Consider the following 20571-nt stretch of genomic DNA (forward strand, 5'->3'; position numbering starts at 1 on the left):
ACGCCTGATCCTCCACTGTGAGGTTATTGAATCGTTTTAACAACGGGAACGAAATGCACTCTATGACTCCGGCGTCCACTCGTCAAGCTGGACTCTGAATCGCTCGGAATTCGGTCTTGTGAGGCGCGCGTTTACTGGCATCATGCAATGAGTGACGCAGTGGGGCGTCGGCCGATCAAACTCGAGGAATCAGATGTCAGCCAGTGTCAAGGATGTCGCCGCCCTAGCGGGCGTCTCGGTCGGCACTGTCTCCAACGTGATGAATCGCCCCGAGAAGGTCTCGGCCGCCGTCTCCGCGCGGGTTCAGGCGGCCATAAATCAGCTCGGTTTCGTTCGTAACGATGCCGCGCGGCAGCTGCGGGCGGGTCACAGCTCCACCATCGGGCTCGTCGTGCTCGACGTGCGCAACCCCTTCTTCACCGACGTGGCCCGCGGAGCGGAAGACCGGGCGGCCAGAGATGGCTTTTCGGTGATCCTCGGCAACAGCGACGAAAAGACGGACCGGGAGGCGACTTACCTCGACCTGTTCGAGGTGCAGCGGGTACATGGCGTGCTCATTTCTCCGATCGGCGACATCACCGACCGACTCCGGCGGCTGAGAGAGCGCAGGATTCCCGCGGTGCTCGTCGACCGCACGAGTGACGACACCTCCTTCAGCTCGGTATCGGTCGATGACGTCGACGGTGGCGCGCTTGCGGTGGAGCACCTCATCTCCCAGGGGCGTCGCCGTATCGCCTTCATCGGCGGGCCGATGGAGATCCAGCAGGTCGTCGACCGGCTCGAGGGCGCCCGGGCCGCAGTCGCGGCGCATCCGGATGCCACTCTCGAGGTGATCCACCTCGACGCCCTCAGTGTGATCGAGGGCCGAATCGCCGGGGCCGGCCTCGTGGCTCGTGCTCCGGAGGACCGTCCCGACGCGGTGTTTGCGGCCAACGACCTCGTGGCGATGGGGGTGCTTCAGGCCCTGATGATGCAGGGCGCCGACGTGCGGGTTCCCGACCAGATCGCGCTCATCGGCTACGACGACATCGACTTCGCCAGTGCCGCGGTCGTGCCGCTGTCGTCCATCCGCCAGCCGAGCGCCCTCATTGGGCAGACGGCAGTCGAGATCCTGCTCGAAGAGGCCGCCGATCCCGCGCTCTCGCCTCGGCAGGTGGTATTCCAGCCCAAGCTCGTCGCGCGAGAGAGCACCGTGCGCCGCGCCTGATCTCCTCCCCTCTTCTCCCCTTCCGAAATCCATGCATTTCGTCCGCTGCCTCGGCGCGCCGTGCGCAACACGCCGAGTCGAGGCAAGCGGAGCATGGATTTCGGAAGGGGAGGCGACCGCGAAACGCCGGGTACGCAGCGGCGAAACAACGCCGCAACATCTTCCGTCTAGGCTCACACCATGGATGGCCTGTTCGACGGATACGGCGCCCAGGCAACCACGGGTCGAAAGACCGGTGCGAAGGCCTGGGATGAGATGTTTGCCGCGCCGGACTCCGTGCGCACGGCGTACCGGGAGATCCATTCCGCGCTCGCCCAGATGACCCAGGAGGAGTTGCGCGGGCGCACAGACGCCCTCGCCAGCTCGTACCTCGCCCAGGGCGTCACGTTCGACTTCGCCGGCGAGGAACGGCCGTTTCCCCTGGACGCGGTGCCCCGGGTGATCGAACTCGCGGAGTGGGTGAGCGTCGAGGCCGGAATCAAGCAGCGAGTGCTCGCCCTCGAGGCCTTCCTCGCCGACATCTACGGCAAGCAGAACGCGGTCAAGGACGGCGTGATCCCGGCGGCCCTGATCAGCTCGTCGAGTCACTTCCACCGCGAGGCCGCCGGCATCGTTCCGGCGAACGGCGTGCGCATCCAGGTCTCCGGCATCGACCTCATCCGCGACGAAAACGGCGCGTGGCGGGTGCTCGAAGACAACGTTCGCGTGCCCAGCGGTGTCAGCTACGTCATCTCCAACCGCCGAGTAATGGCCCAGACGCTGCCCGAACTGTTCGTGAGCATGCGCGTGCGGCCGGTCGGCGACTACCCGCACAAGCTCCTGCAGGCGTTGCGGGCGAGTGCGCCGGAGGGGGTGGATGATCCGACGATCGTCGTGCTCACCCCCGGCGTCTACAACTCGGCCTACTTCGAGCACACGCTGCTCGCCCGTCTCATGGGGGTGGAGCTCGTCGAGGGCCGGGACCTCTTCTGCTCCGGTGGGCGGGTGTGGATGCGCACGACGGCGGGCCCCACCCGCGTGGACGTGATCTACCGCCGGGTGGACGACGAATTCCTCGACCCGCTGCAGTTCCGCGCGGACTCGATGCTCGGTTCGCCCGGCCTCCTGCTCGCCGCCCGCCTCGGCAACGTCACCATCGCCAACGCGATCGGAAACGGGGTCGCCGACGACAAGCTCGTCTACACCTACCTGCCCGACCTGATCCGCTACTACCTCGGCGAGGAGGCGATCATCCCCAACGTCGACACGTGGCGGCTCGAGGACCCCGAATCGCTCGAGGAGGTGCTCGACAGGCTGGACGAACTCGTCGTGAAGCCCGTCGACGGCTCGGGCGGCAAGGGCCTCGTCGTCGGCCCGGCCGCGAGCCGGGAGGAACTCGACAAGTTGCGCACGCGGCTGCTGGCCGACCCGCGAGGCTGGATCGCCCAACCTGTGGTGCAGCTGTCGACCATCCCCACCCTCGTCGAGGACGGCATGCGACCGAGGCACGCCGACCTTCGCCCGTTCGCCGTCAACGACGGCAAGGATGTCTGGGTGCTGCCGGGCGGACTCACCCGCGTGGCGCTGCCAGAGGGCGAGCTCGTCGTCAACAGCAGCCAGGGCGGCGGATCGAAGGACACCTGGGTCGTCGGCCAGGATCCGCTGCAAGTCTCCCGGCATTCGATCCAGGGGCTCGTCGCCGACCAGGCGACCTCCGCCGAGGCGATTCCGATCGTCTACACCGAGGTGCACCACATCGACCAGGCGCCCAGGGACCGTGCGCTCGGCCAGGGCCAGCAGGAACAGCAGCAACAGGGCCGGTCGGCTCCCTCCCCCGAATCCGGTCCATCACCCCACGCCGGGTCACGGCGGCCCGATCGGGCCGGCACGCCGACCCGGATCGCCCGCACTGGCCCGGCGGAGCCCGCGACCGTCGGCGAGGAGCCGCAATGCTGAGCCGCATCGCCGAGAGCCTGTTCTGGATCGGCCGCTACATCGAGCGGTCCGATGGCACCGCGCGCATCCTCGACGTGCACCTGCAGCTGCTGCTCGAGGACCCGTGGATCGAGGAGAACCTCGCCTGCCGTTCCCTGCTGAGCGTCATGGGCACCGACGTGCCAGAGGGCACGGTGCTCACCCGCCAGCACGTTCTCGAACTCCTCGCCGTCGACCGCTCCGAGCCCGCGTCGATCGCGTACTCGCTCGGGGCCGCGAGGGAGAACGCCCGCCGGGCCCGCGAGATCGTGTCGAGCGAGCTCTGGGAGTGTCTCAACACGACAAGGGCGCGGATGCCGCGCAAGGTCTCGAGCGACAAGGTGCACGAATTCTTCGGCTGGGTCCGTGAGCGCAGCGCCCTCGCCGTCGGCATCATCGAGTCGGCGACGAGCCGGGACGAGGCGTGGCAGTTCTTCACCCTGGGCCGTTCGATCGAACGCGCAGACATGACCGCCCGGCTGCTCTCCACCCGGTCGCTCACCGAGGCGAGCGGGCCGTCCTGGACCACTATCCTGCGCTCGTGCGGGGCCTACGAGGCCTATCTCCGCACCTACCGCGGAGTGCCGAGCGCCCGCAACGCCGCCGAGTTCCTGCTGCTCGACCGGCTCTTCCCCCGCAGCATCCTCTTCTCCGTGCGCCGCGCCGAGATGTGCATGCGCGACATCGAACCGCGCACCGACCGGGTCGGAGTCTCCGACCAGGCGCAGCGACTGCTCGGCCAGATCCGCAGCGAGCTCGAATACCGGCCCATCGCCGAGATCCTCGACGACCTCAGCCTGCACATGGACAACGTGCAGGCCGCCACGAGCGCCGCGTCCGAGGCGATTCGTCAGAGGTACTTCCCGACCAATGCCGCGCCCAGCTGGGTCGGTGAGGTCACGTGAACCGGCTCCGCATCAAGCACATGACCGGCTTCCGCTACGGCGGGGAGGTCACGGCGAGCTACAACGAGGCGCGGATGCTGCCGACGAGCAGTGACGGACAGTTCGTGCTCTACTCCAACCTCGACATCCTGCCGATCTCCTCCCACCACACCTACGTCGACTACTGGGGCAGCCGGGTGTCGTCATTCGAGATCCTCACCCCGCATCAGGAGCTCGCGCTCACGGCGACGAGCCTCGTGGAGGTGCGCCCCCGGGATCATCCGCAGCACGTGGTGACCTGGGAGCAGCTCGCCACCGAGGCGGAGCGGGCGACAGAGTACGTGGAGCAGCGCAAGCAGACGAAGCGCACCGAGCCTCCGGCCGATGTCGTCGAACTGGCAAAGGAGATCGTCGGAGACACCGACAATCCGTGCGACGCCGCCCTCGCGATCTGCGTGCGCATCGGCGAGAGTGTGGAGTACATGCAGGGTGTGACGGGAGTGCACACGACCGCCGCCGAGGCCTGGACGCACCGCAAGGGGGTCTGCCAGGACATCGCCCATCTCGCGCTCGGTGCGCTGCGCTCGGTGGGCATTCCCGCGCGCTACGTCTCCGGCTACCTGCATCCGAAACCCCAGGCCGCGATCGGAGAGACGGTGGCCGGCGAGTCGCACGCGTGGGTCGAGTGGTTCTGCGGTGACGGCTGGCGCGGCTTCGACCCGACGAACCAGATCGACATCGGCGACCGGCACGTGACGATCGGCCACGGCCGCGACTACAACGACGTTCCCCCGCTGCGTGGCGTCTACGCGGGGCCGTTCAAGTCGCAGCTGTTCGTCACGGTGGAGATCACCCGCGAGAGCTGAGGCACGGCCTTCGAGGCATCCACGCGAGCGGCCGGGAACACCGATCTGTCACAATGGGGCCAGTTCGAGGGGGAGAACCGTGCGACAACACAGCAACGCGGTGACGGTCGTGCGGGCCCTGCCCTCGCCCGCGCGCTTGGGAATCATCGGCGCCGCCCTCGCCGCAACCTACCTCCTCGGTGTTTCGGCGGTGTTCCTCACTCCTCCCGGCTCCACGACGGCCGCCTGGTGGCCCGCGGCCGGTGCGGCGGTGCTCGCCGTTCTGTTCGCGCGCCGCGCGCGGTGGGCCGTGGTGATCCTGATCTTCGTCATCGGGGTCGCCTCCAACTTTTCGGCCGGCCGGCCCATTCTCGTCTCCGTGGGATTCGGTGTCGCGAACGCGAGCGAAGCCTGGATCGTCGGCTCGCTTCTGTCCAGCGGCCGCCCCGATCCCGGGCTTCGCACCATGAGGGACGTCGGCCGGCTGCTCATCGCTGCCACACTGGGCGCGCTCGCGATCGGCGCGCTCGCCGCCCTCGTGGTGCTGGTCGCGGACGGCGGCGACTTCGTCTCGACGATGGCGGCCGTCACCGCGTCCCACGCGTCGGCGGTCATCGTCATCGTTCCCACCGCCCTCGCGTCGTTCGGCGGTCCCCGCTCGGGGCGCCGGAGCGAACAGGCGACACAGATCCTGGTCGCAGCCGCGGTGGTCGGCTTCGTGTTCTCCCTCTCCAATTCGCTTCCGCTCGCCTTTCTCACGCTTCCGGTGCTGTCCTGGGCGGCCTTCCGCTTCAGTTACGGATTCGTGGTCGCCGAACTTTTCTTCACCGCCCTCGTCGCCTCCGTGCTCACTTCTCTGGGCGGCGGACCTTTCGCCCGCGCCGAGCTCTTCGGTACGACGGTCACCGACGAGATGCTGCAGATCTTCATCGTCGCCCAGGCCGGGTCCGTGCTCTTCTACGGCGCCGGGCGGCTCGAGCGCGAACGACTCGCCAGGCAGGTGGTCGCCCGGGAGCAACTCCTGCGCGGCGGACTCGTCGGTGCGCAGGTGGGGCTGCTCATCCTCGAGCCCCGAGTGTTTCCCGAGGCGCGGATCGTGCTCGGCAATCTCGCGGCGGCGCAGTTGTTGGGCTGGCCGGAGTTGGAGGGCATCGGGGAGGCCGGAGTGGCCACGAAGATGCTCGATCTCACCCGGCCCGATCCGGTGATCCGGATCCTCGCCAAACACTTCGCGGGCGACGGTTCGGCCCAGGCAGGTGAGACGACCACACCGACCGGGCGGCGGGTGCAGTTCTTTCTCGGTACCCTCGGCCCCGACTCCGACGGCGCGATTCTCACGGCGCAGTTCGTCGACATCACCGAGCGTCACGCCCTGGAGGTCGCCAACGAGAAGGCCCTGCTGCGCGAGCAGGAGCTCGTGGACCAGTTGCGCGACCTCAACCGGCACAAGGACGACTTCGTCTCGTCGGTGAGCCATGAGCTGCGAACCCCGATCACGAGCATGCTCGGATTCGCCGAGGAGCTCGAGGACTCCGTCGTCGATCCGACCCAGAGCGGGTACGTCCAGGTGATCCTGCGCAATGCCCGGAGGCTGGCCGATCTGGTGGAAGACCTCCTCGAACTCGGAAGCATGACCTCCAGGATGCCCGTGCGGGATGCCGCGCTCGTCGACGCCAATGCGGTGGTCGTGGAGTGCATAGTCGAGCAGTCCACCACCGCGAGAGACCGCAGCATCGAGGTCTCGACGTCGCTCTCCGCCGAGTCACCGTGGGTCAGATCGGCCTCCCACGACCTGGCGAGGATCGTCTCCAACCTCCTCTCGAACGCCATCAAGTTCTCCCACGCTCAGGGCTCGGTGAGCGTGAGCACGGCCTGCGAGGCGGATGAGGTGCGCATCACGATCACGGACAGGGGGCCGGGTATTCCGCCCGACGATCTCGAGCGCGTGTTCGAGCGCTTCTATCGATCGCCGGCGGAGGCGCTCCGGGTGATCCCGGGCACGGGGCTCGGGCTCCCGATCGTGAAGTCTCTCGTGGAGCGTCACGGTGGCCGCCTCACCCTCGAGAGCGACCACGTGCTCGGCGGCACCACGGTCAGCGTGACGTTCCCCACCGAGCCGGCGCCGGCGGTCAGCCCTTCTGCGCGGTGACCTCGTCCGCGAGCACGGCCTGCAACCGCTGTTGGCCGTCGTGGCTCAGGCTCAGCCGTCGATCGGCAAAGTGCAGCCGGAGGTGCCGGTACCGAATCAGCCAGCCGAGGGCGACCGCTGCGGCCAGAATTCCGGATGCCGCCCCCACGCCCAGTGCCCAGCGCGGCCCGAACTCGTTGGCGACCCAGCCGACGACGGGGGCGCCGATCGGCGTGCCCCCCATGAAGATCGCCATGTAGATGGCCATCACCCTGCCCCGAACCGGGGCCGGCGTCGACAACTGCACCGCCCCGTTCGCGGTGGTCATCAGTGTCTGTGAGGCGAGGCCCACCACGGTGAGCGCGACGGCGAAACCCCAGAAGCTCGGCATCACCGCGGCGGCGATGCAGGCCACGCCGAAGAGCGCCGTCGACGCGAAAAGAAAGCGCAGGCGAGGCTTCTCGCGCCGGGCCGAAAGCAGCGCGCCGACCACCGAACCGACTGCCATGACCGACGAGAGCAGGCCGAATTCGGCGGCCCCCTTGTGGAAGACGGAGGTGGTCATGGTGGAGATGAAGATGGGGAAGTTGAGGCCGAACGTGCCGATCAGGAACACCATGACGAGAATCACGCAGATGTCGGGCCGGGTGAGCACGTAGCGGAAGCCCTCGGCGAGCGCGCCGCGTCGGTGCGGCGCCCGCGCCATCCGCTGGAGCTCGCTCACCCGGAGGAACCTGAGGGAGACGAGAACCGCGCCGAAGGAGGCGGCATTGATCAGGAACACCGGACCGGCACCGACGAGAGCCGTGAGTACACCGGCGAGGGCCGGGCCGATCATGCGTGCCGCGCTGAAGGATGCCGAGTTGAGGGCGACGGCGTTGGAGAGGTTCTGCCGGCCCACGAGCTGCGCAACGAAGGTCTGTCTGGCCGGTGCGTCGAAGGCGGCGGCGCAGCCCAGCAGGAGCGCGAACACGTACACGTGCCAGAGCTGCACGACCCCGGTGACGGTGAGGGTGCCGAGAACCAGGCCCAGCACGCCCATGGTCGCCTGGGTGGTCATGAGCACTCTTCGCTGGTCGAAGCGGTCAGCGACGAGACCGCTGAGCGGAAGGAGGAGGAGCTGCGGGCCGAACTGGAGCGCCATGACGAATCCCACCGCCGCCGCGTCATGGTGGGTCAGCTGGGTGAGCACGATCCAGTCCTGGGCGGTGCGCTGCATCCACGTTCCCACGTTGGAGACCAGCGCGCCGGCGGCCCACACGCGGTAGTTGAAGCCGCTCAGCGATCGGAACATGGCACTCACTGGTCGGCGAGCTCCCTGAGGATCGGCGCGACCTCGTCGAGCAGGCGGCGGTGCTCGGGGGTGAGCAGCGCGAGCCGCTTGGTGAACCAGGCGTCCCGCCGCCGACGGGTCTCGTCGATGAAGGCGCGGCCGGCCTCCGAGAGGTCGAGCGTGACCTTGCGGGCGTCGTCCTCGGCGGTGACCCGGGTGACGAGGCCCGCCGCAACGAGGGCGTTGACCGTGCGGTTCATGCTCGGCGGCGTCACGTGCTCGTGTTCGCTCAGGGAGCCGAGGGTCTGCGAGCCCTTGTTGTCCAGGGCGAAGAGCACGCTGCGCTGGCCCTCCGTCACGTCTTCGTCGGCCTGCATGGAGCGGATGCGACGGGCGAGACGTTGGATGGAGAGGCGGATCTCCTGATCGTCGTGCGGCACAATTACTTAGCGTAGCAAATTAGCCTTGCTAATGAAAATGCGGGGTGACCGCGGCGCAATACACTGGGGGCACGAATTCGCGAGCGGAGGAGGCCGGATGATCCAGTTCATCGCCGCACGCCAGGAGCGCACGTTCGTCGATGCGGACGGCGTGACGATCCACTTCTACCAGTGGAAGGTCGGCAAGCCGCGCGGAATCGTGCAGATCGCGCACGGCCTCGGTGAGTATGCGGGGCGTTATGAGGAGCTCGCGCAGAAGCTGGTCACCGCCGGCTTCACCGTCTACGCCGACGACCACCGCGGACACGGTCAGACCGGGCTCGACCAGTGGGGCGGCGACCGATCGAAACTCGGCGATCTCGGCCCCGGCGGCATCCGCTCCACGATCGCGGAGGTGCGGCAGCTCAGCCAGATCATCCGGGAGGAGAATCCGGGAGTCCCGCTCGCCCTCCTCGGGCACAGCTGGGGCTCGCTCATCGCTCAGTCGATCGTCAACAAGCACGCCGAGGACTACGACGCCCTCGTGCTCACCGGCACCGCGTACCGCACGCTCATCCACATGAACGGTGGCGACCTCGCGAAGAAGCACGCCCACCTCGGCAGCACCGGCTACGAGTGGCTCAGCCGCGACGACAGCGTCGGACAGGCGTTCCTCGACGATCCGCTCACCTTCAAGGCCAACGGGATGAAACTCTTCGGGCTCGCGGACAGCCTGCGGCTGCTCGGCCGCCCGGCCAGGAACCTCGCCAGGGACATCCCGGTGCTGATCCAGATCGGCAGCGAGGACACGCTCGGCGGGGAGCGCAGCGTCGAGAAGCTCGCCCGGGCGTACCTCAGCCGCGCTCAGCTCAGCGACGTGGAGCTCATCGTCTACGCCGATGCCCGGCATGAGATCTTCAACGAGATCAATCGCGAAGAGGTCTACGCGGACACAATCGCCTGGCTGCTCTCCCGCCTCGCCCCCGCCAGCTGACCGTCGAAGCTCCCGCCGCCCGGCGGCTTCTCGTGCCGCGCGTTTCTCGTGCCGCGCGTCTCCCGTGCCGCGTTCTAGTTCCGCGTGTTTTTGGCGCCGCGCGTTCTAGTTCCGCGTGTTTCTGGCGCCGCGCGTTCTAGTTCCGCGTGTTTCTGGCGCCGCGTTTCTGGCGCCGCGTTTCTGGCGCCGCGCGTTTCTCCGGAGGTTTTGCGTCATCCGGCCCGTTTCGACCGATGTGGGTCTGATTTGGGGCCTGGATGCGCGGATGCTCCGGAGAAACGTGAGGGCGGCCGGCCGGGAGCGCGGGAGGGCGGCCGCGCGGCCGGGAGGGTGCGCGGGCGAGCGCGGGCGCGCGAGGCTTAGGCTGGAGCAGGCAAGCGGGCGGTCGATTCGAAAGGCACACTCATGCACGGCGAGTTCAAGGTTCCTGGCGGCAAGCTGGTGGTGGTCGACCTCGACGTCGTCGACGGTCTGATTGCCAACTTCCACCTGTCCGGCGACTTCTTCCTCGAACCGGACAGCGCACTCGGCCGCATCGACAGGGCCGTGAACGGTCTGCCGGAAGACAGCGATGCGGCCACGATCGCGACAGCGGTGCGACGCGCACTGCCGGAGGATGCGATCCTGCTCGGCTTCGCGCCGGAATCGGTGGCTGTGGCTGTGCGCCGTTCGCTCGCTCGCGCTACCAGTTGGACCGACTACGACTGGCAGCTCATCCACGGGGAGGCCTATCCGCCGGTGCTTCAGATGGCGCTCGACCAGGTGCTTTCGGAGGAGGTCGGCTCCGGCCGTCGCCAACCGACGCTGCGCATCTGGGAGTGGAATGAACCCGGCGTGGTGATCGGCAGCTTCCAGTCGGTGAAGAACGAGGTCGACCTCAAGAACGCGGCGAAGTATGGATTCCAGGTGGTGCGCCGGGTGAGCGGCGGCGGGGCCATGTTCATGGAGGCAGGCTCCGTGATCACCTATTCGATCTACGCGCCGATCGAACTCGTGCAGGGGATGACCTTCGCCGATTCGTACGCCTTCCTCGACGAATGGGTGATCACCGCGCTCAAGTCGCTCGGCATCGACGCGTCTTACCAGCCGCTCAACGACATCACGAGCCCCACCGGCAAGATCGGCGGGGCCGCCCAGAAGCGGCTCGGCACGGGTGCCGTGCTGCACCACGTGACGATGAGCTACGACATGGACGGCGACCGCATGGTCGAGGTGTTGCGGATCGGGCGCGAGAAGATGAGTGACAAGGGGACGAAGAGCGCGAACAAGCGCGTCGACCCGTTGCGGAGCCAGACCGGGCTCAGTCGCGCCGCGATCATCCAGCGCATGGAGGAGACCTTCACTGGCATGTACGGGGCGACCGCGAGCGACGTCACGATGGACGAACTCGCCCGCGCCCAGCAACTCGTCGTGGACAAGTTCGGTACCGAGGAGTGGCTGCAGCGCGTTCCCTAGCCGAACGGAACGGCGGGGGAGATTCCACGCCATCCGTGAATCGTCGAAGTGTCGTTTACGCTTGAGGCATGAACTGGTGGATTTTCGGTGCCGTGGTGCTCGGCGTCGTCGTCCTCGGTTACCTCGCGCAGCGCTTCGGTCTCATCGACCTCAGCGGGCATGACAAGCCCAAGAGTTCGGGCACCGGGGCCGGGCTCATCGGCATCGGAGACGAGGTCTTCGCTCCTGCGCGGCACGAGGCGGCGATGGAACTGGATCGTCAGACGATTCTTCCCGCGCCGGCGCCGGTGGCCGGCGATCCGGATCGGGGCATCTACAACGGCCAGGTCAAGATCGACCTGAACCGCGGATCCCGTCGAAGCTAGCCGCGCAGCTCCAGCTCCTGGTATTCCGGGTGCTTCCCCAGCCAGTCCACCACGAACGGGCATTCAGCCACCACGCGGTAGCTCGTGTCGGTGCGGATGGCGTCGAACACCGACTGCACCATCTCCGCCCCGAGTCCGCTGCCCCGGAGGTGCGGGTCGATCTCCGTGTGGGTGATGTGGATCGAATTCCCGCGCAACGTGTAGTCGGTGAGGCCGACCTGTTCGCCGTCCTTCTTGAAGACGTAACGATTCTGGCCCGGGAGATGCAGCACTTCTGTGGACATCCATCGAGCCTACGTTTGGCGCGCTCGCCGACGCAACGTGACGGGCGGCCGCGATGGGAGAATGAGGGAATGCCCCCGCTCTTCACCGCCGATTCCCCGAATCGGGTGATCCTGGGAGACAACCTGGAGGTTGCGGCCGGGCTGCCCGATGGTGCCTTCACCCTCATCTACCTCGATCCGCCGTTCAACACCGGCCGCAGCCAGGCCAGGCAGTCGACGACGAGTGTGCGGTCGGCGGATGGCCCCATCCGGGGCTTCAAGGGCCAGCAGTACGAGCGCATCCGGGGAGACCTGATGAGCTATGACGACAGCTTCGAGGACTACTGGCTATTCCTCGAGCCGCGGCTTGCCGAGGCGTGGCGCCTGCTCGCCGATGACGGCACGCTGTACCTGCACCTGGACTTTCGCGAGGCGCACTATGCCAAGGTGCTGCTCGACGCGCTTTTCGGGCGGGAGTGCTTTCTCAACGAGATCATCTGGGCGTACGACTACGGGGCGAAATCCAAGTCCAAGTGGCCGACCAAGCACGACACGATCCTCGTCTATGTGAAGAACCCGCAGGCGTACCACTTCGACTCCACCGCGGTCGACCGCGAGCCGTACATGGCGCCGGGCCTCGTGACCGCCGAGCAGGTGGCCCGCGGCAAGCTTCCGACGGATGTCTGGTGGCACACGATCGTCTCCCCGACCGGCCGGGAGAAGACCGGATACCCCACGCAGAAGCCGGAGGGGATCCTGCGCCGCATCGTGCAGGCCTCCAGTCGCGAGGGCGACTGGGTTCTCGACTTCTTCGCCGGTTCCGGCACGACGGGTGCGGTCGCAGCCGCCCTCGGCCGTCGCTTCGTGCTGGTCGACCAGCGCGAGGAGTCGATAGCGGTGATCGGCGCCCGGCTGGCCAGGGCTGGAGTCAAGTTCTCCTAGGCCGTCGCTCAGGCCGAGTCCCGCTCCACGATGTGGGTCTCCATGATGCGTCGGTGCTCCACGGGTTCGCCACGCAAGAGCGCGAGCATCATCCGGGCCATCTCGGCCCCGACCGCCTCGGATGGTTGGTGCACCGTCGTGAGCTGGATGGTGCCGCTGGTCGCCGCCGGCGAGTCGTCGAACCCCATCACGGCGACATCCCCAGGCACGCTCAGGCCACGCTCCAGGAGAACCTGGATGGCGCCCGTCGCCATGAGATCGCTCGCCACGAACACGGAATCGAGGTCGGGAAAGCGATCGAGCAGTTCGCGCATGGCTCTGGCGCCGCTCGCGAGGGAGAAGTCTCCGTACGCGATCCGTTCCGTCGACAGGCCGGCCGCGGCCATCGCCGCCGACCAGCCCGCCGCGCGGTCGAGGCCGGCCGGCATGTCCGGCGGCCCGGCGACCGTCGCGATCCTGGTGCGCCCCTTGTTGATGAGGTATTGCGTGCCGCGCTCCGCGGCGGCCACGTTGTCCACGTCCACGAAGTAGGCCGGCGGGTCGTCGGGACGCAGCGGTCGCCCGCCGTAGACCACCGGCATCGAGGACGCCAGGCTGCCCGGAAACAGGTCACCCGAGTGGTGCGAGACGACGAAGGCGCCGTCCACATTGCCGCCGGCCAGGTACCGCATCGTCTTCTCGCGCGGGTGCGACTGCGCCACCTGCAGGGTGAGTACATAGTCGCTCTCGTCGAGACCCCGGGTGATGCCCTGCACGATCGCGGCGAAGTACGGGTCACCGAAGAACCGTGTGGTGTCCTCGGGAATCACCAGCGCGATCGCCATGGTCTGGTTGTTGGCGAGGGAGCGAGCGGCGCGGTTCGGGATGTAGTGCAGCCGCTCGATCGCCGCGTGCACGGCCGCCTCGACATCCGGGCTCACCTGGTTCGACCCGTTCACCACCCGCGAGACCGTGGACCGCGACACGCCCGCCTCGGCTGCAACCGCTTCCAGGGTCGGCGCGACACGGCGGGGTGGCGGCACGGTAGTCATTTGAAACGAAGTCTAGCCAGTGATCCCCGACCTACAGCGCTCTCGTCCCGATGATGTCTCGATACCCGATCGCGCTGTCCTTAGGGGTGCGCAATTGGCTGTCATAGTCGACGCGCACGATGCCGAATCGCTTGTCGTAGCCCCAGGCCCACTCGAAGTTGTCCAGGAGCGACCAGTAGAAGTAGCCCTTCACCTCGACTCCGTCCTCTATCGCGTCGAGGATCGCGCCGAGGTGCAGTCGAAGGAACTGGAGCCGGTCGGCATCGTGCACCGAGCCGTCGGGCTCGACGACGTCGTTGTAGGCCGCGCCGTTCTCCGTGACGTAGAGCTCGACGCCGGCCGCCCCGGTGTACTCGTCGTGCACGCGCCGCAGGAGCCTGGTGAGCCCCTCGGGCTGCACCTCCCACTCCATGGCGGTGAGCGGGAGCCCGCGCGGATGCCAGAACACGTCGTCGGCCGCGGGGAACGGCGAACGCTTCGGGCGCTCGGAGGGAGCGGCGGTGGTGGCCTCGGCGGTGCCGGGCCGCGAGCTCACGAAGTCGCCGTGGTAGTAGTTGACGCCGAGAACGTCGATCGGCGCGGAGATGATGGCCAGGTCGCCCGGCTGCACCACTGTCTCGAAGTCGTTGCCCGCGACATCCGCCAGCACGTCTTCGGGGTATTCGCCGCGGAAGATGGGGTCGAGAAAGAAGCGGTTGAACTGCCCGTCGATGCGCCGCGCGGCGTCGACATCCCCCGGCTCGTTTGGATCGACCGGGTCGGCCACGGTGAGGTTGAGGGTGATGCCGAGTTCGAGGGACGAGTCGCGCGATCGAAGCTCGTTCACGACGAGGCCATGACCCAGCAGCAGGTGGTGTCCGGCGGCCAGGCCCGCGGGAACCTCCTGGCGACCGGGGGCGTGCTCCCCGCCGATGTAGCCGAGGAAGGCCGCGCACCAGGGCTCGTTGAGGGTGGTCCACGCGGTCACCCGGTCGCCGAGCACGTCGTGCACGGTGGCGGCGTACTCGGCGAACCGGAACGCGGTGTCGCGGTTGGCCCAGCCGCCCTTCTCCTCGAGGGTCTGGGGCAGGTCCCAGTGGTAGAGCGTGAGCCAGGGCTTGATGTTCTTCTCGAGCAGCTCGTCCACGAGCCTCGAGTAGAAGGCGAGACCCTGCTTGTTCACGTCGCGGCCGCCCGGGCGCACCCGGGACCAGCTGGTGGAGAAGCGGTAGGTCTGCAGCCCGAGGTCCGCCATGAGCGCCACGTCATCCGTGTACCGGTGGTAGTGGTCGCAGGCCACCTCGCCGTTGTCGCCGCCCACGACGGCACCCGGAACGCGGCAGAATGCGTCCCAGATCGAGTCGGTGCGGCCGTCCTCGTGAGCGGCGCCCTCGATCTGGTACGCCGCGGTGGCCACCCCGAAGAGGAAGTCCTGGGGGAACGCTCGACGGGAGCCGTCCGGCGTCGGCCGGATCTCGCGCAGTGTCATGTCGGTCATCCCTTTACTGCTCCCTGCATGATTCCGGCCACGAGCTGACGGCCCGCCACAGCGAACAGAGCGATCAGCGGGATCGTGGCGAGCAGCACCCCGGCAAGCACGATCGAGTAGTTCACGAAGTAGTTCGCCTGCAGTGTAGCCAACGAAACGGGGAGGGTGGGATTCGAGGCGTTCAACACGATGAACGGCCAGAAGAAGTTCGTCCAGGTCGTGATAAAGGTGAACAGGGCGAGCATCGCGGCGGCGGGACGCGCGGCGGGCAGGCCGACGCTCCAGAACGAGCGGAACATGCTCGCCCCGTCCATGCGGGCGGCTTCGATGAGCTCGTCGGGAAGCGACTGGCTCAGGTACTGGGTCATCCAAAAGACGCCGAAGGCCGTGACGAGCGCGGGCACAATCACGGCGCCGAGCGTGCCGGTCCACCCGAAAGCGGACATCGCGATGAACAGGGGGACGACGCCGAGCTGGGTCGGCACCGCCATGGTCGCGATCACGAAGGTGAGCAGTCCGCGCTTGCCCCGGAACCGGAGCTTGGCGAACGCGTACCCCGCGAGCGTGGAAAAGAACACCACCGAGGCCGAGACGACCGTCGAGACGATGATGCTGTTCGTGACCGGCTTCCAGAAGTTCACGCTCTCGTTGTTGATCACCGATGCCGCGTTCGCGAAGAAGTTGCCCCCCGGGATCCAGGACATGGCGGGATCGTTGATCGTGCTGGAGTCGCCGCTTCCGATCAGCAGCGACCAATAGAGGGGGAACACCGACCCGAGGATCACGGCGGCGAGGAAGCCGTAGGCGACAAGGCCCGGGCCTCTGCGCGGAATTGACCGCTTGCGCCGCCTCGGCACCGCAGACGACGGCAGTCGTGGGTTCAGCGCGCTCATGGGCGAACTCCTTCGTTGCTGGCGATCAGGCGGGTGATCGCCAAGTTCACGAGACCGATGATGACGATGACGAGGAACAGCAGCCAGGCGACGGCCGAGGCGCGGCCGAAGTTGAGTTGGGTCCAGCCGAGGTTGTAGAGGTACAGCGTGAGGGTGAGCCATTGACCGTTGGCGCCGCCGGTGCCGGTCTGGTCGAACAGCTTGGGCTCATCGAAGATCTGGAGACCGCCGATGGTGGCGGTGATGATCACGAAGATGAGCGTCGGCCTCAACTGCGGCACGGTGATGGAGAAGAAGCGGCGCACCGGGCCCGCCCCGTCGATCTCGGCGGCCTCGTAGTAGTCCCGCGAGATCGCCTGCATTCCGGCGAGCAGGATGAGGGCGTTGTACCCGGTCCAGCGGAAGTTCACCATCGTCGCAATCGCGAGTTGGCTGGCCAGGGGGTTCGAGTGCCACTGGATCGCGGGCACTCCGATGTGCCCGAGAAGCGTGTTGACGAGTCCGTAGCGATCGCCATACAGGTTGCTGAAGATGAGGGCCACCGCCACCGGCATGATGATGTACGGAATCAGCACCCCCATGCGCCAGAAGGTCTTGCCGCGGAGGTTTTGGTCCAACACCGCGGCGATGACTATCGCGACGGCGATCTGGGGCACCGCCGAGAGCAGGAAGATGCTGAAGGTGTTGCCGAGCGCCTTCCAGAAGGTGGCCTGCGACAGCACGAAGGCGAAGTTGTCGAGGCCGACGAAGTCGCCCTGCCCGCCGATGAGGTCCCAGGCGTGAAGGGAGACCCAGCCGGTGTAGAGCAGAGGGAAGAGCCCGACCACCGCGAACAGCAGGAAGAACGGCGAGATATAGAGGTACGGCGAGAACTTGATGTCCCAGCGACCCAGGGTCTGGCTGAAGGCGATGCGGCGAGGCGAGCGGTCGACGCGACGAAGAGTTGTGGTGGTCATGGAGCACTCCGGGGGTTGGGGGCGATGCATCCGGGGGTGAGGCCGTGCCCGGCGGACGGGCACGGCCTCACCGGTGGGGCTAGCCCAGCGCCTTGATGTCGGAGACCACCTGGGTCCACGAGTCATCGATGGACTGCGATCCGGATTCGACCCGGGTCAGACCGTTCTGCACCGCGGTCATGACCGCGGAGTACTTGACTCCCTTGAAGGGAGTCACCTTCACGGCCTTGGCGCGGTCGATGAAGATCTGGCCGATTGCGGCGTTGTTGAAGAACTCGTTGGTTGCGCCCGTCAGGGTCGGGTCCGTGTAGGCCGCGACCTGGCTCGGGAAGGTTCCGGCGGTCTTGAACGCCGAAATCTGCTGCGCAGGAGCGGTCAGCCAGTCCGCGAAGGCCTTGGCCTCGGCGGTGTGCTTTCCCTGGGCGGGGACGGTCAGGTACGACCCACCCCAGTTGCCACCACCGTTGGGAAAGACGCTCGCGATGTTCCAGCCGGTGACCTTCGGCGAGTCGCCGGCGATGACGCCAAGCATCCAGGCCGGGCAGAGCATGGTCGCGTAGGCGCCATTGGCCATTCCCGACGCCCAGTCGTTCGTCCACTCCGCCAGGTGCGACGACGACGTCTTGCTGGCAGTCAACACGGAGTAGAAGGCCTTCTTCACATCCGGGTTGCTCGTGGCGATGACGGTTCCATCGTTCTTCTCGTAGAAGTTCTTGTACTGGTTGGCGAGACCCTGGAAGGTCGCGCCCGCGGAGTCGAACCAGGCAGCGCCCGTCTTCGCCGCGGTGAACTTGTCGCCGACGGCGAAGTAGTTGTCCCAGTCGCCGGTGAGGAGCTTGGCGACGTCGGCCGGAGCGGTCGGCAGGCCGGCCTTGGCGAGGAGGTCTGAGCGATAGCAGATCGCCTCGGGACCGATGTCGGTCCCGAGCCCGATGACCTTGCCGGCCGCGGTTCCGCCGGCCGTCTTCCAGGCGGAGTAGCGGCCCTTGTTGTCGGCGCTCGCGAGGTCGACGAACTTGCTCGAGTATTGGCGAAGCTTGGGCATCCAGTCGCCGTCCACCGCCTCGATGTCGCCGAGGCCGGAGCCGGCGGCGAGCTTGGTGAACATGTTGGTCTGCGCGGCGTCCGACGTGGCGGCCTTGTTCTGGACCACCGTGATGTTGGGGTGCAGCTTGTGGTAGCTGGCCAGCAACGCGTCCGAATAGCCGAAGTTGTTGAAGGTTGCCAGGGTGAGGGTGATCGGCTTGCTCGAGTCGGCGGCCGGGGCTGTTGAGGCCGAGCATCCGGTGGCGATGATGGCGAAAGCTGCGGCGCCGGCGATGGCTGCTGCGGCTGTGGTGCGTCGTGAAAACTTCACGGTCACTCCTTTGTGTGCGTGTGTGTGCGTGGGTGTGGGGTGCGTGGGAGCGCTCCCAAATCGGGTTGTGGGAGCGCTCCCACGCAATGCGGCCAACCATACCCAGAGACTTCGACCGCTGTCAACACGAAAAGGGGCGGCTCACCAAAACCGCTGGTGAGCCGCCCCAAATTGGTCGAACGCTACGAGCCGGACGGCGCCGGTTCCCGGCGACCGCCACTCGTCGCCGTGTCGGGCTCGAGCGGTGCGCCCATCATCTCGGCGGCCTGCACGGCGAGGATCGCCGCGTCCTGGTCGGCGACCTCCTGGATTGCCGACTTCTGGCGAAGCGGCGTGGCCTTGAGGAAGAAGCTCAGGATGAAGGCCACGAGCACCACGATCAGGCTCACCCAGAATCCGCGCACCATGGCATCCGAGAACCCGTTGAGGAACGGCGCGGCGAGGGCGTGATCGGCGTGAGTGAGGAACGAGGTGTTGCCGTCCAGAGACGTCGACGCGCTGCTGCTTTCGCCGGCACCCGGCGTGAACTTGGCGATCACGCCGTCCACGACCTGATGACGTGCCGCTGCATTCGAGAGGTCCACCTGCGGGGGCAGATTGTGCTTGATCGGATCCACGATCGCGTTGTAGATCTTGGACATGATGCCCTTGTTGTTGGGCGCACCGGCAACGGCCGGGTTGAGTGCGGCATCGAGCGCCGCGCGAAGCGTGCCCTTATTGCTGAACGAGGCCTTGATGTAGCCACCCACGACGCTGAACACCACCGAGAAGACCACGGCGACACCGAGGGTGCCACCGACCTGGCGGAAGAAGGTCGACGATGACGTGGCCACCCCGATGTCGCGTGGTCCGACCGAGTTCTGGCTGGCGATGGTGAGGGTCTGCATGAGCTGGCCCAGGCCGAGGCCAACGAGCAGCATCGCGCCGGCGAGCACCCAGTAGTTGGTGTCCGCCCTGATCGTGGTGAACAGCAGGAAGCCGATCACCATGAATCCGGTGCCCACGATCGGGAAGATCTTGTAGCGTCCGGTGCGCGAGATGAGCTGGCCGCTGACGATCGAGGAGATCATGAGACCGAGGATCATCGGCAGCAGCTGGAAGCCGCTCTCGGTGGGGGTCGAGCCCTTCACGAGCTGCAGGTACAACGGAACGGTCGAGATCGCACCGAACATGCCGAATCCGACGAGCACGCCGAGGATGGTGGCAACCGAGAAGGTGGGCGACGTGAAGAGCTTGAGCGGGATGAGCGCGTCGTCCCCCATGAGCTTCTCGGAGACGATGAAGGCGATGATGCCGAGCCCGCCGACGATGTAGCAGGCGATCGCTCCGGTCGAACCCCAGCCCCAGTCGCGCCCCTGCTCGGCGACGAGCAGCAACGGCGCGACGGCGATGATGACCGTCGTGGCGCCCCACCAGTCGATGCGCACGCTGCGATTGACGCTCCGCTTCGGCAGGTGCAGGAACCGCAGCACCATGCCGAGGGCGATGATGCCGATCGGGATGTTGATCAGGAAGACCCAACGCCAGCCGTCGATGAAGAGGATGAACGGCGCACCGGCGAAGAGGCCGCCGATGAGCGGACCGATGACGCTCGAAATGCCGAATACCGCGAGGAAGTACCCCTGGTACTTGGCGCGCTCCCGCGGGGCGAGCATGTCACCCATGATCGCGAGGGGGAGGGCCATGAGGCCTCCGGCTCCGATCCCCTGGATGGCGCGGAACCCGGCGAGCTCGAGGATCGAGGTCGAGAACCCGGAGGCGATCGAGCCCACGATGAAGATCGAGATCGCGACGATGAACAACGGCCGGCGACCGAAGATGTCGGAGAGCTTGCCGTAGATCGGCGTCGCGATGGTCGACACGATCAGGTAGGCGGTGGTGACCCAGGCCTGCTGGCTCAGCCCGTTCAGGTCATCCGCGATGGTTCGGATCGACGTGCCGACGACGGTCTGGTCGAGGGCGGAGAGGAACATTCCGGCCATGAGGCCGTAGAGCACGAAGAGAATCTGGCGGTGAGTCATAATCCCACCAGAGTCGTGGACCGCTTGGGCCCGGCTTGAAGTTTCGGCGCGTGACATGGATCCTCGTTCTGGATGGAGTTGGGGATTAACGGACAGTGGCCACAGCGGAACGCATCC

The 20571-nt window shown here is 67.1% G+C and carries 18 protein-coding genes; 9 read left to right on the forward strand and 9 right to left on the reverse strand.

Annotation, left to right across the window (positions count from 1 at the left end; all coding sequences use genetic code 11):
- The first annotated feature begins 193 nt into the window (after nucleotides 1–193).
- The 5 genes from FVP33_RS14805 to FVP33_RS14825 all read left to right on the forward strand — a co-directional run bounded on the left by FVP33_RS14805 (nucleotide 194) and on the right by FVP33_RS14825 (nucleotide 7038).
- On the forward strand, nucleotides 194–1207 hold the full coding sequence (locus FVP33_RS14805) for a LacI family DNA-binding transcriptional regulator (RefSeq protein ID WP_147784451.1): 1014 nt from the start codon (nucleotides 194–196) through the stop codon (nucleotides 1205–1207).
- Nucleotides 1208–1387: 180 nt separating this feature from the next.
- A complete protein-coding gene (locus FVP33_RS14810; RefSeq protein ID WP_147784452.1) occupies nucleotides 1388–3142 on the forward strand; it encodes a circularly permuted type 2 ATP-grasp protein in 1755 nt (584 codons plus the stop codon).
- A complete protein-coding gene (locus tag FVP33_RS14815; protein WP_147784453.1) occupies nucleotides 3136–4065 on the forward strand; it encodes an alpha-E domain-containing protein in 930 nt (309 codons plus the stop codon). The genes FVP33_RS14810 and FVP33_RS14815 overlap by 7 nt, the downstream gene beginning before the upstream one ends.
- Nucleotides 4062–4910 carry a transglutaminase family protein gene (locus tag FVP33_RS14820; protein ID WP_147784454.1) on the forward strand — a complete coding sequence of 283 codons (849 nt, stop codon included), beginning with the start codon at nucleotides 4062–4064 and terminating at the stop codon, nucleotides 4908–4910. Before FVP33_RS14815 ends, FVP33_RS14820 begins: the two co-directional genes overlap by 4 nt.
- Before the next feature lie 79 nt (nucleotides 4911–4989).
- A complete protein-coding gene (locus FVP33_RS14825) occupies nucleotides 4990–7038 on the forward strand; it encodes a sensor histidine kinase (protein WP_187270734.1) in 2049 nt (682 codons plus the stop codon).
- Here the strand turns inward: FVP33_RS14825 and FVP33_RS14830 are convergent.
- Complete coding sequence (locus tag FVP33_RS14830) at nucleotides 7019–8311, reverse strand: MFS transporter (protein WP_147784548.1); 1293 nt, start codon at nucleotides 8309–8311, stop codon at nucleotides 7019–7021. The genes FVP33_RS14825 and FVP33_RS14830 overlap by 20 nt on opposite strands.
- Before the next feature lie 5 nt (nucleotides 8312–8316).
- Nucleotides 8317–8730, reverse strand: coding sequence for a MarR family winged helix-turn-helix transcriptional regulator (locus tag FVP33_RS14835; RefSeq protein ID WP_147784456.1), 414 nt, complete (start codon nucleotides 8728–8730; stop codon nucleotides 8317–8319).
- A 97-nt stretch (nucleotides 8731–8827) separates the two neighbouring features.
- On the opposite strand from FVP33_RS14835, the gene FVP33_RS14840 reads away from it, so the two are divergent.
- From FVP33_RS14840 to FVP33_RS14850, 3 genes are all read left to right on the forward strand, one after another.
- Complete coding sequence (locus FVP33_RS14840) at nucleotides 8828–9703, forward strand: alpha/beta hydrolase (RefSeq protein ID WP_187270735.1); 876 nt, start codon at nucleotides 8828–8830, stop codon at nucleotides 9701–9703.
- 405 nt (nucleotides 9704–10108) lie between these two features.
- Nucleotides 10109–11158 carry a lipoate-protein ligase LplAB gene (gene lplAB / locus FVP33_RS14845; RefSeq protein ID WP_147784457.1) on the forward strand — a complete coding sequence of 350 codons (1050 nt, stop codon included), beginning with the start codon at nucleotides 10109–10111 and terminating at the stop codon, nucleotides 11156–11158.
- 68 nt (nucleotides 11159–11226) lie between these two features.
- On the forward strand, nucleotides 11227–11523 hold the full coding sequence (locus tag FVP33_RS14850; protein WP_147784458.1) for a hypothetical protein: 297 nt from the start codon (nucleotides 11227–11229) through the stop codon (nucleotides 11521–11523).
- On the opposite strand, the gene FVP33_RS14855 is transcribed toward FVP33_RS14850, so the two are convergent.
- The gene (locus FVP33_RS14855; RefSeq protein WP_147784459.1) at nucleotides 11520–11807 is read right to left on the reverse strand and encodes a GNAT family N-acetyltransferase; all 288 of its coding nucleotides are present in this window, start codon (nucleotides 11805–11807) and stop codon (nucleotides 11520–11522) included. The two genes, FVP33_RS14850 and FVP33_RS14855, sit on opposite strands and share 4 nt — an antisense overlap.
- A gap of 69 nt (nucleotides 11808–11876) precedes the next feature.
- On the opposite strand from FVP33_RS14855, the gene FVP33_RS14860 reads away from it, so the two are divergent.
- Nucleotides 11877–12728 carry a DNA-methyltransferase gene (locus FVP33_RS14860; protein WP_147784460.1) on the forward strand — a complete coding sequence of 284 codons (852 nt, stop codon included), beginning with the start codon at nucleotides 11877–11879 and terminating at the stop codon, nucleotides 12726–12728.
- Between the two features lie 8 nt (nucleotides 12729–12736).
- On the opposite strand, the gene FVP33_RS14865 is transcribed toward FVP33_RS14860, so the two are convergent.
- The 6 genes from FVP33_RS14865 to FVP33_RS14890 all read right to left on the reverse strand — a co-directional run bounded on the left by FVP33_RS14865 (nucleotide 12737) and on the right by FVP33_RS14890 (nucleotide 20454).
- The gene (locus FVP33_RS14865; RefSeq protein ID WP_147784461.1) at nucleotides 12737–13759 is read right to left on the reverse strand and encodes a LacI family DNA-binding transcriptional regulator; all 1023 of its coding nucleotides are present in this window, start codon (nucleotides 13757–13759) and stop codon (nucleotides 12737–12739) included.
- Between the two features lie 31 nt (nucleotides 13760–13790).
- Nucleotides 13791–15236 (reverse strand): GH1 family beta-glucosidase, encoded by a 1446-nt coding sequence (locus tag FVP33_RS14870; protein ID WP_246142356.1) that lies wholly within the window; start codon nucleotides 15234–15236, stop codon nucleotides 13791–13793.
- On the reverse strand, nucleotides 15233–16120 hold the full coding sequence (locus FVP33_RS14875) for a carbohydrate ABC transporter permease (protein WP_147784462.1): 888 nt from the start codon (nucleotides 16118–16120) through the stop codon (nucleotides 15233–15235). The genes FVP33_RS14870 and FVP33_RS14875 overlap by 4 nt, the downstream gene beginning before the upstream one ends.
- Nucleotides 16117–17076, reverse strand: coding sequence for a carbohydrate ABC transporter permease (locus tag FVP33_RS14880; RefSeq protein WP_147784463.1), 960 nt, complete (start codon nucleotides 17074–17076; stop codon nucleotides 16117–16119). The genes FVP33_RS14875 and FVP33_RS14880 overlap by 4 nt, the downstream gene beginning before the upstream one ends.
- A 79-nt stretch (nucleotides 17077–17155) precedes the next feature.
- Nucleotides 17156–18433 (reverse strand): ABC transporter substrate-binding protein, encoded by a 1278-nt coding sequence (locus FVP33_RS14885; RefSeq protein ID WP_147784464.1) that lies wholly within the window; start codon nucleotides 18431–18433, stop codon nucleotides 17156–17158.
- A 182-nt stretch (nucleotides 18434–18615) separates the two neighbouring features.
- Nucleotides 18616–20454, reverse strand: coding sequence for an MDR family MFS transporter (locus FVP33_RS14890; RefSeq protein WP_147784465.1), 1839 nt, complete (start codon nucleotides 20452–20454; stop codon nucleotides 18616–18618).
- Nucleotides 20455–20571 lie beyond the last annotated feature (117 nt).

Source organism: Lacisediminihabitans profunda (assembly GCF_008040105.1).
In the GTDB taxonomy this organism is placed as follows: Bacteria; Actinomycetota; Actinomycetes; order Actinomycetales; family Microbacteriaceae; genus Lacisediminihabitans; species Lacisediminihabitans profunda.

What these genes read in the sequence shown, in the direction of transcription:
- FVP33_RS14850 (WP_147784458.1), top strand. Translation starts at nt 11,227, where the DNA reads ATGAACTGGTGGATTTTCGGTGCCGTGGTGCTCGGCGTCGTCGTCCTC.
- FVP33_RS14805 (WP_147784451.1), top strand. Translation starts at nt 194, where the DNA reads ATGTCAGCCAGTGTCAAGGATGTCGCCGCCCTAGCGGGCGTCTCGGTC.
- FVP33_RS14870 (WP_246142356.1), bottom strand. Translation starts at nt 15,236, where the DNA reads ATGACCGACATGACACTGCGCGAGATCCGGCCGACGCCGGACGGCTCC.
- FVP33_RS14880 (WP_147784463.1), bottom strand. Translation starts at nt 17,076, where the DNA reads ATGACCACCACAACTCTTCGTCGCGTCGACCGCTCGCCTCGCCGCATC.
- FVP33_RS14815 (WP_147784453.1), top strand. Translation starts at nt 3,136, where the DNA reads ATGCTGAGCCGCATCGCCGAGAGCCTGTTCTGGATCGGCCGCTACATC.
- lplAB (WP_147784457.1), top strand. Translation starts at nt 10,109, where the DNA reads ATGCACGGCGAGTTCAAGGTTCCTGGCGGCAAGCTGGTGGTGGTCGAC.
- FVP33_RS14890 (WP_147784465.1), bottom strand. Translation starts at nt 20,454, where the DNA reads ATGACTCACCGCCAGATTCTCTTCGTGCTCTACGGCCTCATGGCCGGA.
- FVP33_RS14855 (WP_147784459.1), bottom strand. Translation starts at nt 11,807, where the DNA reads ATGTCCACAGAAGTGCTGCATCTCCCGGGCCAGAATCGTTACGTCTTC.
- FVP33_RS14830 (WP_147784548.1), bottom strand. Translation starts at nt 8,311, where the DNA reads ATGTTCCGATCGCTGAGCGGCTTCAACTACCGCGTGTGGGCCGCCGGC.
- FVP33_RS14810 (WP_147784452.1), top strand. Translation starts at nt 1,388, where the DNA reads ATGGATGGCCTGTTCGACGGATACGGCGCCCAGGCAACCACGGGTCGA.
- FVP33_RS14860 (WP_147784460.1), top strand. Translation starts at nt 11,877, where the DNA reads ATGCCCCCGCTCTTCACCGCCGATTCCCCGAATCGGGTGATCCTGGGA.
- FVP33_RS14840 (WP_187270735.1), top strand. Translation starts at nt 8,828, where the DNA reads ATGATCCAGTTCATCGCCGCACGCCAGGAGCGCACGTTCGTCGATGCG.
- FVP33_RS14875 (WP_147784462.1), bottom strand. Translation starts at nt 16,120, where the DNA reads ATGAGCGCGCTGAACCCACGACTGCCGTCGTCTGCGGTGCCGAGGCGG.
- FVP33_RS14865 (WP_147784461.1), bottom strand. Translation starts at nt 13,759, where the DNA reads ATGACTACCGTGCCGCCACCCCGCCGTGTCGCGCCGACCCTGGAAGCG.